Origin of the sequence: Propionivibrio dicarboxylicus, assembly GCF_900099695.1 — a bacterium.
Classification (GTDB): Bacteria; Pseudomonadota; Gammaproteobacteria; order Burkholderiales; family Rhodocyclaceae; genus Propionivibrio; species Propionivibrio dicarboxylicus.
In genome coordinates this window covers 232,930-244,840 of the sequence record NZ_FNCY01000004.1, presented here as the reverse complement: position 1 = coordinate 244,840, position 11,911 = coordinate 232,930, and the positions used below count along the sequence as shown (strand labels likewise).

General features: G+C 60.3%; 16 protein-coding genes. 13 read left to right on the top strand and 3 right to left on the bottom strand.

Annotated features, from left to right (window positions below; translation table 11 throughout):
* From BLR25_RS07400 to BLR25_RS07390, 3 genes are all read right to left on the bottom strand, one after another.
* Positions 1–429: DUF7666 domain-containing protein (locus BLR25_RS07400; protein WP_218122657.1), on the bottom strand; the 429-nt coding region annotated here is incomplete at its 3' end.
* Positions 430–625: 196 nt separating this feature from the next.
* Positions 626–1,015, bottom strand: coding sequence for a hypothetical protein (locus BLR25_RS07395; RefSeq protein ID WP_091936062.1), 390 nt, complete (start codon positions 1,013–1,015; stop codon positions 626–628).
* Positions 1,012–1,701: a LexA family transcriptional regulator gene (locus BLR25_RS07390; protein ID WP_091936060.1), complete on the bottom strand. Its 690-nt coding sequence runs from the start codon at positions 1,699–1,701 to the stop codon at positions 1,012–1,014. Before BLR25_RS07390 ends, BLR25_RS07395 begins: the two co-directional genes overlap by 4 nt.
* 122 nt (positions 1,702–1,823) lie before the next feature.
* Between BLR25_RS07390 and BLR25_RS07385 the strand changes: the two genes are divergently transcribed.
* The 13 genes from BLR25_RS07385 to BLR25_RS07325 all read left to right on the top strand — a co-directional run bounded on the left by BLR25_RS07385 (position 1,824) and on the right by BLR25_RS07325 (position 11,909).
* Positions 1,824–2,039: a helix-turn-helix transcriptional regulator gene (locus BLR25_RS07385; RefSeq protein ID WP_091936058.1), complete on the top strand. Its 216-nt coding sequence runs from the start codon at positions 1,824–1,826 to the stop codon at positions 2,037–2,039.
* Positions 2,040–2,041: 2 nt separating this feature from the next.
* Positions 2,042–3,403, top strand: a complete 1,362-nt coding sequence (locus BLR25_RS07380) for a DEAD/DEAH box helicase (protein WP_091936056.1) — start codon at positions 2,042–2,044, stop codon at positions 3,401–3,403.
* Entirely contained in the window at positions 3,400–4,389 is a 990-nt protein-coding gene (locus tag BLR25_RS07375; protein ID WP_091936053.1) for a DNA methyltransferase, read from the top strand. Before BLR25_RS07380 ends, BLR25_RS07375 begins: the two co-directional genes overlap by 4 nt.
* Complete coding sequence (locus tag BLR25_RS07370; RefSeq protein ID WP_091936050.1) at positions 4,386–4,607, top strand: DUF7220 family protein; 222 nt, start codon at positions 4,386–4,388, stop codon at positions 4,605–4,607. The genes BLR25_RS07375 and BLR25_RS07370 overlap by 4 nt, the downstream gene beginning before the upstream one ends.
* Positions 4,604–5,170 carry a TOTE conflict system archaeo-eukaryotic primase domain-containing protein gene (locus BLR25_RS07365; protein ID WP_091936047.1) on the top strand — a complete coding sequence of 189 codons (567 nt, stop codon included), beginning with the start codon at positions 4,604–4,606 and terminating at the stop codon, positions 5,168–5,170. Before BLR25_RS07370 ends, BLR25_RS07365 begins: the two co-directional genes overlap by 4 nt.
* The gene (locus BLR25_RS07360; RefSeq protein WP_091936045.1) at positions 5,164–6,642 is read left to right on the top strand and encodes an AAA family ATPase; all 1,479 of its coding nucleotides are present in this window, start codon (positions 5,164–5,166) and stop codon (positions 6,640–6,642) included. The genes BLR25_RS07365 and BLR25_RS07360 overlap by 7 nt, the downstream gene beginning before the upstream one ends.
* 185 nt (positions 6,643–6,827) lie before the next feature.
* Entirely contained in the window at positions 6,828–7,115 is a 288-nt protein-coding gene (locus BLR25_RS07355) for a hypothetical protein (protein ID WP_143009798.1), read from the top strand.
* A 47-nt stretch (positions 7,116–7,162) separates the two neighbouring features.
* The gene (locus BLR25_RS07350) at positions 7,163–7,582 is read left to right on the top strand and encodes a terminase small subunit-like protein (protein ID WP_143009797.1); all 420 of its coding nucleotides are present in this window, start codon (positions 7,163–7,165) and stop codon (positions 7,580–7,582) included.
* Positions 7,560–8,942 carry a terminase large subunit domain-containing protein gene (locus tag BLR25_RS07345; RefSeq protein WP_176785794.1) on the top strand — a complete coding sequence of 461 codons (1,383 nt, stop codon included), beginning with the start codon at positions 7,560–7,562 and terminating at the stop codon, positions 8,940–8,942. The genes BLR25_RS07350 and BLR25_RS07345 overlap by 23 nt, the downstream gene beginning before the upstream one ends.
* Positions 8,943–8,953: 11 nt before the next feature.
* Positions 8,954–9,406 (top strand): GNAT family N-acetyltransferase, encoded by a 453-nt coding sequence (locus BLR25_RS07340; RefSeq protein ID WP_091936036.1) that lies wholly within the window; start codon positions 8,954–8,956, stop codon positions 9,404–9,406.
* Positions 9,403–9,879, top strand: coding sequence for a hypothetical protein (locus BLR25_RS07335; protein ID WP_218122656.1), 477 nt, complete (start codon positions 9,403–9,405; stop codon positions 9,877–9,879). Before BLR25_RS07340 ends, BLR25_RS07335 begins: the two co-directional genes overlap by 4 nt.
* 3 nt (positions 9,880–9,882) lie before the next feature.
* The gene (locus tag BLR25_RS07330; RefSeq protein WP_091936033.1) at positions 9,883–10,170 is read left to right on the top strand and encodes a hypothetical protein; all 288 of its coding nucleotides are present in this window, start codon (positions 9,883–9,885) and stop codon (positions 10,168–10,170) included.
* A 2-nt stretch (positions 10,171–10,172) separates the two neighbouring features.
* On the top strand, positions 10,173–11,909 hold the full coding sequence (locus BLR25_RS07325) for a portal protein (protein WP_091936087.1): 1,737 nt from the start codon (positions 10,173–10,175) through the stop codon (positions 11,907–11,909).
* Positions 11,910–11,911 lie beyond the last annotated feature (2 nt).

Sequence of the window (11,911 nt, the reverse complement as noted above, 5' to 3'; positions counted from 1 at the left end):
GCCGGTGTTCGTCGCGGCCGACTGGTAGCCGGTGTTCGTCGCGGCCGACTGGTAGCCGGTGATTATTGTTTGCTCGAGAGTTTTATCGAGCTTGCCAATAATCCATTCAACAGCGCGAGATACCAAGGTAGGCAGGCCAATCTCCGCCTCAATTGTGAGACTGGCGCAAGCGATCTTGCTGTCTTCGTCGTGCCGACTGATCTGCCCGGAGGCCTTCACCACGGCGAAGCGATTACTAACCGGGCCGTAGTAGTTGAAAACGTCGAGGGGATATTCACAAGAATGGAACCCCGAGGCACATGCTTTGACTTCGCCAGCATGCTCGTAGGTCTTGCCAACTTCGAACTGAAAGCCGCGGCATTGAAAATCCTGATTGAAGCCTTTGAATGCCGTGATGGCTTCCTCTTGCTTTTTCTGCTTCCTCGCCATGATCGTCCTCGTTGATGGTTAATTGGGTTGCCTATGAAGCAACATGACGCCCATCATAAAAGCAACTTTTAGGTTGCGTCAAGAGCAACCACATAAAATATTTTCTAATTGATTTCGCTGTCTCAATAGCTTTTAGCTATATAGCAGGCAAAAGAAAGCCCGCACGCGGCGGGCTTGGTCGGGAGTGACGGTGGTCTCAGATGCGCGTGCAGGCTATCCCGTCTGGATCTTGATCGCAGCGGGCACGCCTGCCGACCGTGTTGCCCCACAAGAAGCGGAATTTCTCACCGTTCGACAGCGTACCGAAGCCCGAGCCACCGTACTCGTTGCTCTTGGTGAAGACGAATGTGCCAGTGCGACCGTCGCTGCAGATCAGATCGCCATTACCGTTGACGGTCGAGTCACGCCGCAGCGCGCCGGTGCAGGTGATGCCCGCCTGGCTCTGGATCGACATCGTGCCGGCCGTCCAGCTTGCCGTGGCCTGGCCCATGAATTCATCCTTGGTGCTCGTGAATTGACCGACAACCGGCGCGGTCGTCGAGCAGGCGGCAAGTGCCAGGGCTGCCAGGGGAATGAGCTTTTTCATGTCGATTCCTCGTCTTTTCTTGGAACGAAAGCACCAGGAGGGAGAATTGCAACTATGCGCTGTATTGAGTGCACTTCATCAAATGAGACCGTTATTGGCTTCGACCATCCGTTGATAGCACCAAGAGTTAGTTCGCCGTCGCGTTCGTAAAGCAACTGCTTAACAATTGTGCGATCTTCGTTGTAGTCAATAACTACGTCATCTCCAGGCTGCGCAGGGCTGTCCGGCTCGACCACAATAAATTCACCGGCGCGAACACGCGGGGCCATTGACTCCCCTTTAGCACGCAATGCGTAAGTTTTGCTGCCTTTGGCTGGATAATCTACAGCACCTTCGCTTTGCAGGGATACCACGGCGTTGATAACGCACCCATCCGCGTCGATCTGTATTGGGCCGTATACAGGCACCGGCCGATACATTTTTGGGGCTGGTATCTCCAGCGTGCTGGTGGGCTCCCACATCTCATTAAATATCGTGACAATGGTGACGCGCAACGCCTGAGCAATCCTGTTAAGCGTTTCGAGGGACACCCCCTGCTTGCCACTTTCGATCTTTGAGAGCGTGCCTTTGTTAGATCCTGTCGCTTCTGCAACTTGCTCAAGCGTCTTACCCGAACGCGCTCGTAGACGCCGTATGGCGGCGCCTAGTTGTGCCAAGCTCTCATTATCTTGATTTGTCGAATTCATCCGCGTGTTATAGGTCAATATTGCGTTATACGCAACTTCATTAAGGCAACTTTTTATTGACGAAAAGTTGCGTGTATGGCAACCTGCCCGACATTTACTTTCTACCTGTCGGAGCTTCCGAGATGTTCAACCCCGTCAAAGCCGTGCGAATTCAGCGAGGGGAGACCCTCGCCACCGTCGCCGCATCCGTGCAAACCGATGTCGGCAATCTCTCGCGAATCGAGAACTGCAAGCAGAAGGCATCGCCCGAACTTGCCGAGCGACTCGCCCGTCACTTTGGCTACGCCGTCACCGAGATCCAGATCCTCTATCCCGAACGATTTGCGCAAGGGGTGTAGTCATGTCGGCTTACGATGAATTCCTTGCCGCAAAGGTAAGGCGCGACCCTTTGACGGGTCTTGCACAACTCCCCGACTTGCCGGATCAACTTTTCCCATTTCAGCGCGACATCGTGCGGTGGGCTTTGCGGCGCGGGCGGGCGGCCGTGTTCGCCAATACTGGCACCGGCAAATCCTTCATGGAACTGGCCTGGGGACGTGCGATTCACCAGGCGACTCAGGGCAATATCCTACTCATCACGCCACTCGCTGTCGCCGGGCAGATGGTTCTTGAGGCCGGGAAGTTCGGCATTACTGCGAAGCACTGCGCAAGCCAGGCCGACGTCGAGCCGGGCATTACCGTCACCAACTACGCCAAGCTGCACCACTTCGACCTGTCGAAATTCATTGGTGTGATCCTTGACGAGAGCAGCATATTGAAGGCGTTTGACGGCAAGACGCGCGCCATGCTGATCGAGCGCTGCGCTGAGATCCCTTATCGGCTGGCTGCGACCGCGACCCCGGCGCCGAATGACTTTCTGGAACTTGGCAACCACGCCGAATTCCTCGGTGTCATGTCCTTGACCGGCATGCAGGCCACTTTCTTCACGCACGACGGGGGCGACACAAGCAAGTGGCGCCTCAAGGGGCACGCCGAGACGGACTTCTGGCGCTGGATGTGCTCTTGGTCGGTGCTCCTGCGACGGCCCTCCGATCTCGGATACGAAGATGCGGCATTCAATTTGCCGCCACTTGATCAAGTCGAGCATATCGTGCCCGCCGATGGGCCTGCCGCCAAGACCCTGAGCGAACGCATTGCCGCCCGCCGCGACACGATCACCGAACGTGTAGCGAAAGCTGTCGAGCTTACACCGGACGATCGGCCCTTCGTCTGGTGGTGCAACCTCAACGCCGAGAGTGAAGCACTTGCCGCCGCAATCCCTGGCGCTGTCGAGGTGCGGGGGTCCGACAAGGAAGAAGAGAAGGAACGCAAGCTCAGGGCTTTCTCGGCGGGCGAAATCCGCATTCTCATCACGAAGCCGACAATCTGCGGCTTCGGCATGAACTGGCAGCACTGCGCCGACACTGGCTTCGTCGGCCTCAACGACTCATTCGAGCAGGTCTATCAGGCGATGCGGCGATTTTGGCGCTTCGGGCAATCTCGCCCGGTCACCGTGCATTTCGTTGCCGCCTCGACCGAGGGCGCGGTGCTCGAAAACCTGCGACGCAAGGAAGCAGATGCCGAACGCATGGGCGCAATGATGGTGGCGCACATGGCGGATCTGTCGAGCGAAATCATCCACGGCGCGGCGCGCGATACCGATGGCTACGCGCCGACCGTCCCGATGCAAATTCCAAATTGGCTTTGTGAGGAGGCAGCATGACTGCGATAAAAGCGCTGGATCAGATTGTTACCCCGGACTATGCGATCTACCACGGCGATGCGTGTGAATTGATCCACGCTATCCCTGACAACAGCGTGCATTACGGCATACACTCGCCGCCCTTCGAGGGCCTCTATAAATTCACGAACTCCGACCGCGACATCAGCAATAACGACGGGGAGAGCTTTTGGCAGCACTACCAATTCCTCATTCGCGACCTGCTGCGCATTGCCATGCCTGGCCGCCTACACTCGGTCCACGTCATGCAACTGCCGGCGCTCAAGCAGCGCGAAGGTTTCATTGGCATCCGTGACTTCCGTGGTGATGTTGTTCGCGCCTACCAGGACGCCGGCTGGATCTTCCACAGCGAGGTCTGCATCTGGAAAGACCCGGTTGTGCAGCAGCAACGCACGAAGAGCATGCGCCTGCTGCACAAGCAACTCTGCAAAGATTCGAGCATGAGCGGACAAGGCCTGGCCGACTACATCGTCACCTTCCGCAAGCCAGGCATCAACGAAGTAGCGATCGCCGGAGAACTCGGGCGCTACTTTGGCGACGCCGTTGATACCTCGCGCGAAGCCTACGAGCGCCAGGCGGCTGAGATGGTCGCCAAAGGCGAGACGCCGTGGCCATACAAGACTTGGGTGTCGATCATGACCTGGCAGCGCTACGCCTCGCCGGTCTGGACTGACATCCGGCAGACCCGCACTCTGCAATACCGCAGCGCCCGCGACGAGAAGGATGAGGTGCATATCAGTCCGCTGCAGCTTGACGTGATTGAGCGCTGCATCGACCTTTGGAGCAACCCCGGCGAAACGGTGCTGACGCCGTTTATGGGCATCGGTTCTGAGGTGTATTGCGCCGTTGATGCTGGCCGCAAGGGCGTCGGCTTCGAGTTGAAAGAGAGCTATTGGCGGCAAGCTGTCGCGAACATGCAGCGGCAAACAGACGAGTTCATCGCAATGCTGCTCGGGGAGGCGGCATGAGCCAATCACGTCGAATGTCGCTTACCGAAGCGATAGTTGGCACCGCTATCGGCTTTGTCGTGTCGGTACTGATCGGCCTACTTGTCTATCCGCTGTTCGGGCATGCCTTCACTCTTACCGAAAACATCGGCATCACGGCTGTCTACACAATCGCGAGCGTTGTACGCAGTTACCTTGTACGACGGGGTTTTAACTCGCTGCGGAGGGCAGCGCCGTGAGCACAACCCGCGAAAAAGTTGCAGCGCTCATGCCCCTCGCCGAACGCATGAACCGCTCGCACTGCTGGATCAAGACAGCAGAAGGCCCCCGGCGCATCAATGAGCCGTTCACCGAGTTCATGCTGGCGGAGCATGTCGCTGGCCGCAAAGCGTACGGTCTCTGCCCGATCGCGCCAGGCGAGAGCACTTGTCGGGTCGCGCTGCTCGACTTCGACGCCCACCAAGGCGAAACAGAGTGGGGCGTCATGCTCGACACCGCTCGCACCGTCGCCTTCGCGCTCGAGCAGGAAGGCTACACGCCGATCCTGTTCCGGTCGTCCGGTGGCAGCGGCGTCCACTTGTATCTGCTCTGGGACGAGCCGCAGGACGCCTACAGCGTGCGGCAGATGCTCGTCGGGATGCTTGCCGCCTTGGGCTTCAAGAGCGGCACCGGTGGCGTCGCCAACAAACAGATCGAGGTCTTTCCCAAGCAGGACGAGGTGCCGGCCGATGGCTTCGGCTCGATGTGGATCCTGCCAGGGGCGGGCAAGTCGGAACTTTTGGGAGAAGAAAAAGAATGCTAATTGCCGCCATCTGGACCCCGTCGCCCGCCGTTCCCGTCCGTGAGCGCCCGCCCAAGCCCGAGCGCGTCGTGGTGTCATCGCCGGAGCTTGAGACCCTGCGCAGCGCGCTCGATGCCATCCCAAACGACACCGACTCGCTCGATTATGACCAGTGGCGCAATGTCGGCTTCGCGATCCACTACGCCACCGAGGGCAGCGACGAGGGCCTGTCGCTCTTCCACGAGTTCTCTGCCCGATCTGGCAAGTACGATCCTGATTTCCTAGATAACCGCTTTTGGCGGTACGCCGGTATCACCTCCGCCGAGCCTATCACCGAGCGCAGTCTGTTCGCCCTGGCCTCGCAGCACGGATGGCAAGACCCGACGATCGTCGATGACTTCGATGTGGTCGAAGGCACCGAGACCGCCGACGATGACTTCGACGCGCTGCCGGCCAGCGAGGACGACAAGGGCCTGCGCTTCATGCCGGTGCCCGCCCATGAGTTCGCCGTCGCCACGCAGTTGCGCTGGATCATCAAGGGCATCCTGCCGCAGGCCGAGCTTGGTGTGCTCTACGGTGAGTCTGGCAGCGGCAAGAGCTTCATGGCGCTCGACATGGCCGCCTCGATCGCTCGCGGCATCGAGTGGCGTGGCTGCAAGGTCAGGCACGGCAAGATCGTCTATATCGCCGCAGAAGGCGCCAACGGCTTCCGCAATCGCCTGCGCGCCTACGCCTTGCAGCATCAGGTTGATCTCAAGGATCTGCCGATCCACGTCATCCATGCCGCGCCGAACATGCTCGACAAGACCGACGCGCTCGATGTGGCCAAGGCAATCCTCAAGGTCGTTGGCAAGTGTGATCTCATCATCGTCGATACGCTGGCGCAGACGATGCCAGGCGGCAACGAGAACGCCGGCGAGGACATGGGCAAGGCCTTGGCTCATTGTCGCGGCCTGCATCGCGCCACAGGGGCTATGGTGCTGCTCGTGCATCACTCGGGCAAGGATTCGAGCAAGGGCGCGCGGGGTTGGTCCGGCCTGCGTGCGGCTGCCGATGTCGAGCTTGAGGTTGTCCGGTCGGACGAGGACCGGGCGCTTAACGTCACGAAGCAGAAGGACGGCGATGACGGCGGTGAGTTCGGCTTCAAGCTTGAGACCGTGCTGGTCGATTTCGATGCCGACGGCGATGAGATCACGTCCTGCGTGGTTGAGCATTGCGATTCTGCCGTTGGCAGTCGTGGCTCGAAGGTGGCGCCCAAGGGCAAAAACGAGATTTCGATCCACAAAATCGTGCTCGACCTGACGGATGTTGGCGAGGCGCCCACCGTCGATCAGGTGCTTTCCGAGTATGCCAATCGCACGCCATACGATCCTCAAGGCGGGCGAGATACGCGTCGTCAGCATGCCATGCGCGCGCTGCGTTCGCTCATCGACAAAGGCGTTTTTGCCGCCGATGGGACGCGAGTGAAGGTGCCAGGAGTCGAAGAGGAATGAGCGCAAAGAATTGCAAGTTGCAATTTATTACCTGCACCGCGCACCTTTTCTGCACCGCGGTGCATCTTGGTGATGGTGCTACTGCACCGCACCGCACCGTCTGTCTTTGTAAGACGGTGCGTGGTGCAGGTGAAAATGCGGTGCGGTGAAGAGTAAAGCGTAAAAACTTGCGAGAAAGGACGGCGATGACTCTACTCGTAAAAACTAACGAACACGGCCGTAGAATCGGTGAAAGCCACCCGCGCGCGGTGCTCACCAATCACGAAGTTGAATTGATGATGGAATTGCTCGACGAGCGCGAGGCCCTTATCGGCGAGATGGAATTCAATGGCGCCCGCCGGGCGACGATCCACCTGCAATTGCACCTGCGTGGCCTGAGCTATGCCTGCCTGGCTGCCAAGTTCGAGGTGCATAAGCAGACCGTCGCCAAGATCGCGCTCGGGCAGCGCCGGTGCCAGACCCTCGGCCTTTGACGCGGCCGTACCCTTGACCATGCCGGGTGCGGCGGAAAATGCCCGGCATGAATTCAAAATTGACACCTGAAAGGAAAGTAGCCTTTTGCGCCGCGCTTGTAGCGAGCGGCGGAAATGTTTCGCGTGCTTGCGAAGCCGTGAATATCTCGCGTCAGACCGCCTACGACTGGCGTGACGAAGATCCTGCTTTTGCGAAAGAGTGGGACCGTGCCAAGTCTCTCGGTCTTGACACGCTTGAAGATGAAGCTGTGCGCCGCGCCTTCGAGGGCGTCGATAAACCCATCGTGCATCAAGGGGTCATCACAGATACTGTCAAGGACTATAGCGATACCTTGATGATATTTCTGCTCAAGGGCGGCAAGCCTGAGAAGTACCGCGAACGTGTCGACCAGAACATTACCGGCGGCATGTCCTTGACCGTGCTCACAGGTGTGCCAGCGGATGATGGCAGTGACCTCGCCGGGTAGAACCGTCTCTCTCAACTACCATCCGCGAGAATGGCAGCGGCGCTGTCATCTCGAACGGCGGCGCTTTACCGTCCTGGCCCTGCACCGCCGGGCGGGCAAGACTGAGCTTGCGCTGCGCGAATTGGTCGACAAGGCCCTTCGTTTCAATCTCAATCTTGGCCTGTTCTTCTACGTTGCGCCATTCCTCAAACAGGCCAAGGCGATCGCCTGGCTGCGGCTGAAGCAGATCGTCGAACCGTTGCGCCAGGTCGGCGCCGTCGAAGTGCTTGAGAACGAGCTATCAGTCACCTTTGCCCACAACGACGCCGTGGTGCGCGTCTATGGCGCCGACAACCCGGATGCGATGCGAGGTGTTCGCCTCGACGGCGTGGTCATCGATGAGGTCGCAGATATCAAGCCGGAAGTGTGGGAGGACATCGTGCAGCCCGCCCTGGCCGATCGCAAGGGATGGGCCTTGTTCATCGGCACGCCCCACGGCATCAACCTGTTTTCTGAGCTTTTCTACAAAGCGCAATCTCTACCCGACTGGTTCAGCGCGCGTTTCACGGTTTATGACACCGACGCGCTCGACCCTGACGAAGTCACTCGGATGCGCCGGGACATGACCGAGACGGCATTCTCCCGGGAAATGCTCTGCGACTTCTCCGCCGCCGGCGACGATCAAGTTCTCAGCCTTGCGGACTGCGAGAGCGCAGCGCAGCGCCATCTGCCCCCGCATGAATATGACTACGCCCCGCGTGTTATTGGCGTTGATCCTGCTCGCTTTGGAGACGATCGTAGCGTCATCGTGAAGCGCCAGGGCCGTGTCGCCTTCCCGCCGATCGTCCGGCACAAGGTGGACAACATGCAGCTTGCCGGTCTCGTCGCCTCACTGATCGACGAGTGGGAACCCGACGCCGTCTTCATCGATGCAGGCAACGGTGCCGGCGTGATCGACCGGCTTCGCCAGTTGGGGCACGACGTCATTGAGGTGCATTTCGGTGGTAGGGCGAGCAGCCCTGAGTACGCCAACAAGCGCGACGAGATCATCTTCGCGACAGCGGATTGGGTGCGCGCGGGAGGCTGCCTGCCGAACGATCCCGCAATCAAGCAGGATCTTGCCGCCGCGACATACTACTTCGATGTTGATAACCGTAAGCGCGTCGAGAGCAAGGACGACATCAAGAAGCGCGGCTTGCCATCGCCTGACATCGCGGATGCCTTGGCCTTGACCTTCTCCCATCCAGTCGCCCGGAAACGCCGTGGCGACGGCATACCAAGACGGCAAGGTATGCTCGCGCGCGAGTACGACCCGTATGCCGACCTCGGGCGTACCCTTGACATGACACAAGCCGAACACAATCCCTATGCCAACCCATAGAGAGCACCGTCATGCAGGAGATTCGGCCATGTAAAGTCGATGATTTTTTCGCGCACGCCGACGCGCCAGCGCTGCTCGCCGAATACGCCGACGAGTCCGCCATCCTCGGCCTGCCTGCCCCGAAGCCCGCCCCCGAGACGTACCAGGCACTCGAAGCCGCCGGCATTCTGCACGTCTTCGCAGCCTTTGACGGCGAGGCCCTGATCGGTTTCATCTCGCTGCTACTCAGCTTCAACCCCCACTACAGCGCATTTCTCGCTGTCACCGAGTCATTGTTCGTCACCGAGTCGAAGCGCGGCGCCGGGGCGGGCCTCGCGCTCATCCGCCGGGCGCGCGATGAGGCGATCACGGAAGGCGCTGTCGGTTTCCTGCTATCAGCACCGACAGGCAGCCGACTGCACCGACTGCTTGAGCACATGGAATGCCGCGAGACGAACCGGATTTTCTTTTGGAGTCTGCCTTGAGCCTGCGCGTCGCTGACCACACCGACATCGTTGAGCGCATGGTGATGCCTGCCTCGACCGAGCGCGGCCTTGCCACCATCCGCGAGATCGAGCGCGTGGTGCTCGAAGCCCCGCAGATCGAGATCGCGACGCATCACGTCCTGCACGCCGGCGTCTATTCGCGAACGATCTGCATCCCCGCAGACGTCGTGCTGACCGGCGCACTCATCAAGGTGCCGACGACGCTGACAGTCTGCGGCTTCGCCACGGTGCTCGTCGGTGACGGCGAGGAAGTGCTCGTCAGTGGCTACCACGTCATGCCCTCCGCCGCCGGCCGCAAGGTCGGCTACATCGCCCACGCCGACACCTGGGTCACGATGGCCTTCAAGACTGACGCGCAGACGATCGAGGCCGCCGAAAACGAATTCACCGACGAGGCCGACAGGCTTTTTTCTCGTTGCTGGCCGAATGTAGTTGTCATTACAGGAGATTGAGCCATGTCAGGAGGAATTAGCGCCACGACCGTCGCGCTCGCTGCCGGGGCCGGCATTGCCGCCTCGATGATGCTGACGCCGAAGTCGTCCGTCAAAAGCACTGACGTCGCCACCGTCGAGACGCCGCAGACGAGCAAGACGCCAGACGAAGCTGCGCGTCGCAAGACGCAGACCGACCAGAATACGGCGGCGGCAGCAGCGGGCGGGCCGAACAACACCTTGCTCACGAGCGGCAGCGGTATCGACACAAGCACGCTGAACTTGGGCAAATCTACCTTGCTCGGGCAATGACCATGATGGACATTCCCAAGAAGCAGCGCTACATGCTGCGCAAGTCCGCGATGTGGGCCGAGCGCTCGACGTGGATCTCGCGCTATCAGGACATTACGCGCTACCTGCTGCCGTATGCCGGCCGGTACTTCGCCACCGACCGGAATAAGGGCGACCGCGTCTTCAATAACATCTATGACTCGTCGGCCACCACGGCACTCGACATCATGACTGCCGGCATGATGGCTGGCATGACTTCGCCCGCCCGGCCGTGGTTCCGGCTTGCGACGCCAGATCGCGACCTGATGGAGTACGACCCGGTGCGCACCTGGCTGCACGACGTCACCGAACTCATGCGCACGATCTACGCGAAGTCGAACACCTACAACTCGTTGCACACGATGTATGAGGAACTCGGCGCATTTGCGACCGCGGCCTCGATCGTCGAGGATGACTTCGACAACGTCATCAATCACAAGGTACTGACCGCCGGCGAGTACGCCGTCGCGGCCAATGACAAGGGCGTCGTCGATACCCTCGTGCGTGAGTTCGAGATGACGCTCATCCAGATCGTCGAGAAGTTCGTCTATGGCGGCAACCCATACAGCACGCCGGACTGGCCAGCCGTGTCGCAGCAGGTCAAGAACGATTGGGATGCGCACCGCAACCTCGACAAGTGGATCCCGGTGATCCACATCATCGAGCCGCGGCATGACCGCGACATCCGGCAGCATGATGCCAAAAACATGCGCTTCGCGTCCTGCTACTTCGAGCCGGGCAACGACGTCGCCAACGATCCGGCCGGGCAGCGCTTCCTGCGCGAGTCCGGCTATCGTCGCTTCCCGGTACTGGCCCCGCGCTGGCACGTCCGTGGCGGCGACATCTACGGCAACGGCCCGAGCTTCCGCGCCCTCGGCGACATCAAGCAACTGCAGCAGGAGCAACTGCGCAAGGGCCAGGCGATCGACTATCAAACGAAGCCACCGCTACAGGTGCCCGCCGAGCGCAAGAACTCGCAAGTGGCCGTACTGCCGGGCGGCATCAGCTATATCCCGACCAACGGGCAGAACCAGGGCGTGCGCCCGCTGTTCGACGTCAATCTCGACCTCGGCGCGCTGCGCGAGGACATCATCGACGTGCGCGGCCGCATCAACAAGTGTTTCTACGCCGATCTGTTCCTGATGATCTCGCAGGACAATCGTCGGATGCCGGCGACTGCCACCGAGATCGCCGAGCGACATGAAGAGAAGCTCTTGATGCTCGGGCCAGTGCTTGAACGCCTGCACAACGAGATGCTGTCGCCGAAGATCGACTTGACCTTCTCGCGCATCGTCGAGGCCGGACTGCTGCCGCCCCCGCCGAAGGAACTGCAGGGCGTCGAACTAAAGGTCGAGTTCGTCAGCACGCTCGCGCAAGCGCAGAAGATGGTCGGCATCGGCGCCCTCGATGGCTACATCGGCCGCGTCGCGCAGATCGCGCAGGGCAGCGGTGATACGAGCGTGTGGGACAAGGTCAATCGCGACCAGGCGATCGACATGTATGCCGACATGTTCGGCGTCGATCCGTCCGTCGTCGTCGCCGACGACAAGGTCGCGATCATCCGCGAGGACCGGGCGCAGGCCCAATCCCAAGCACAGCAGGCCGCCATGATCCCGCCGGCGGCGGCGGCTGCACGCGATCTGTCACAGGCCGACACCGGCGGCAAGAACGCGCTCACCGACGTCCTGCGTCAATTCCAAGGCTACAACGCACAGGTGTGACA

Excerpts from the sequence above, each read along its gene's own strand:
- BLR25_RS07330 (WP_091936033.1), top strand. The coding sequence starts at position 9,883 with ATGTCAGGAGGAATTAGCGCCACGACCGTCGCGCTCGCTGCCGGGGCC.
- BLR25_RS07395 (WP_091936062.1), bottom strand. The coding sequence starts at position 1,015 with ATGAAAAAGCTCATTCCCCTGGCAGCCCTGGCACTTGCCGCCTGCTCG.
- BLR25_RS07375 (WP_091936053.1), top strand. The coding sequence starts at position 3,400 with ATGACTGCGATAAAAGCGCTGGATCAGATTGTTACCCCGGACTATGCG.
- BLR25_RS07385 (WP_091936058.1), top strand. The coding sequence starts at position 1,824 with ATGTTCAACCCCGTCAAAGCCGTGCGAATTCAGCGAGGGGAGACCCTC.
- BLR25_RS07340 (WP_091936036.1), top strand. The coding sequence starts at position 8,954 with ATGCAGGAGATTCGGCCATGTAAAGTCGATGATTTTTTCGCGCACGCC.
- BLR25_RS07350 (WP_143009797.1), top strand. The coding sequence starts at position 7,163 with ATGAATTCAAAATTGACACCTGAAAGGAAAGTAGCCTTTTGCGCCGCG.
- BLR25_RS07355 (WP_143009798.1), top strand. The coding sequence starts at position 6,828 with ATGACTCTACTCGTAAAAACTAACGAACACGGCCGTAGAATCGGTGAA.
- BLR25_RS07380 (WP_091936056.1), top strand. The coding sequence starts at position 2,042 with ATGTCGGCTTACGATGAATTCCTTGCCGCAAAGGTAAGGCGCGACCCT.
- BLR25_RS07345 (WP_176785794.1), top strand. The coding sequence starts at position 7,560 with ATGGCAGTGACCTCGCCGGGTAGAACCGTCTCTCTCAACTACCATCCG.
- BLR25_RS07390 (WP_091936060.1), bottom strand. The coding sequence starts at position 1,701 with ATGAATTCGACAAATCAAGATAATGAGAGCTTGGCACAACTAGGCGCC.
- BLR25_RS07370 (WP_091936050.1), top strand. The coding sequence starts at position 4,386 with ATGAGCCAATCACGTCGAATGTCGCTTACCGAAGCGATAGTTGGCACC.
- BLR25_RS07360 (WP_091936045.1), top strand. The coding sequence starts at position 5,164 with ATGCTAATTGCCGCCATCTGGACCCCGTCGCCCGCCGTTCCCGTCCGT.
- BLR25_RS07325 (WP_091936087.1), top strand. The coding sequence starts at position 10,173 with ATGATGGACATTCCCAAGAAGCAGCGCTACATGCTGCGCAAGTCCGCG.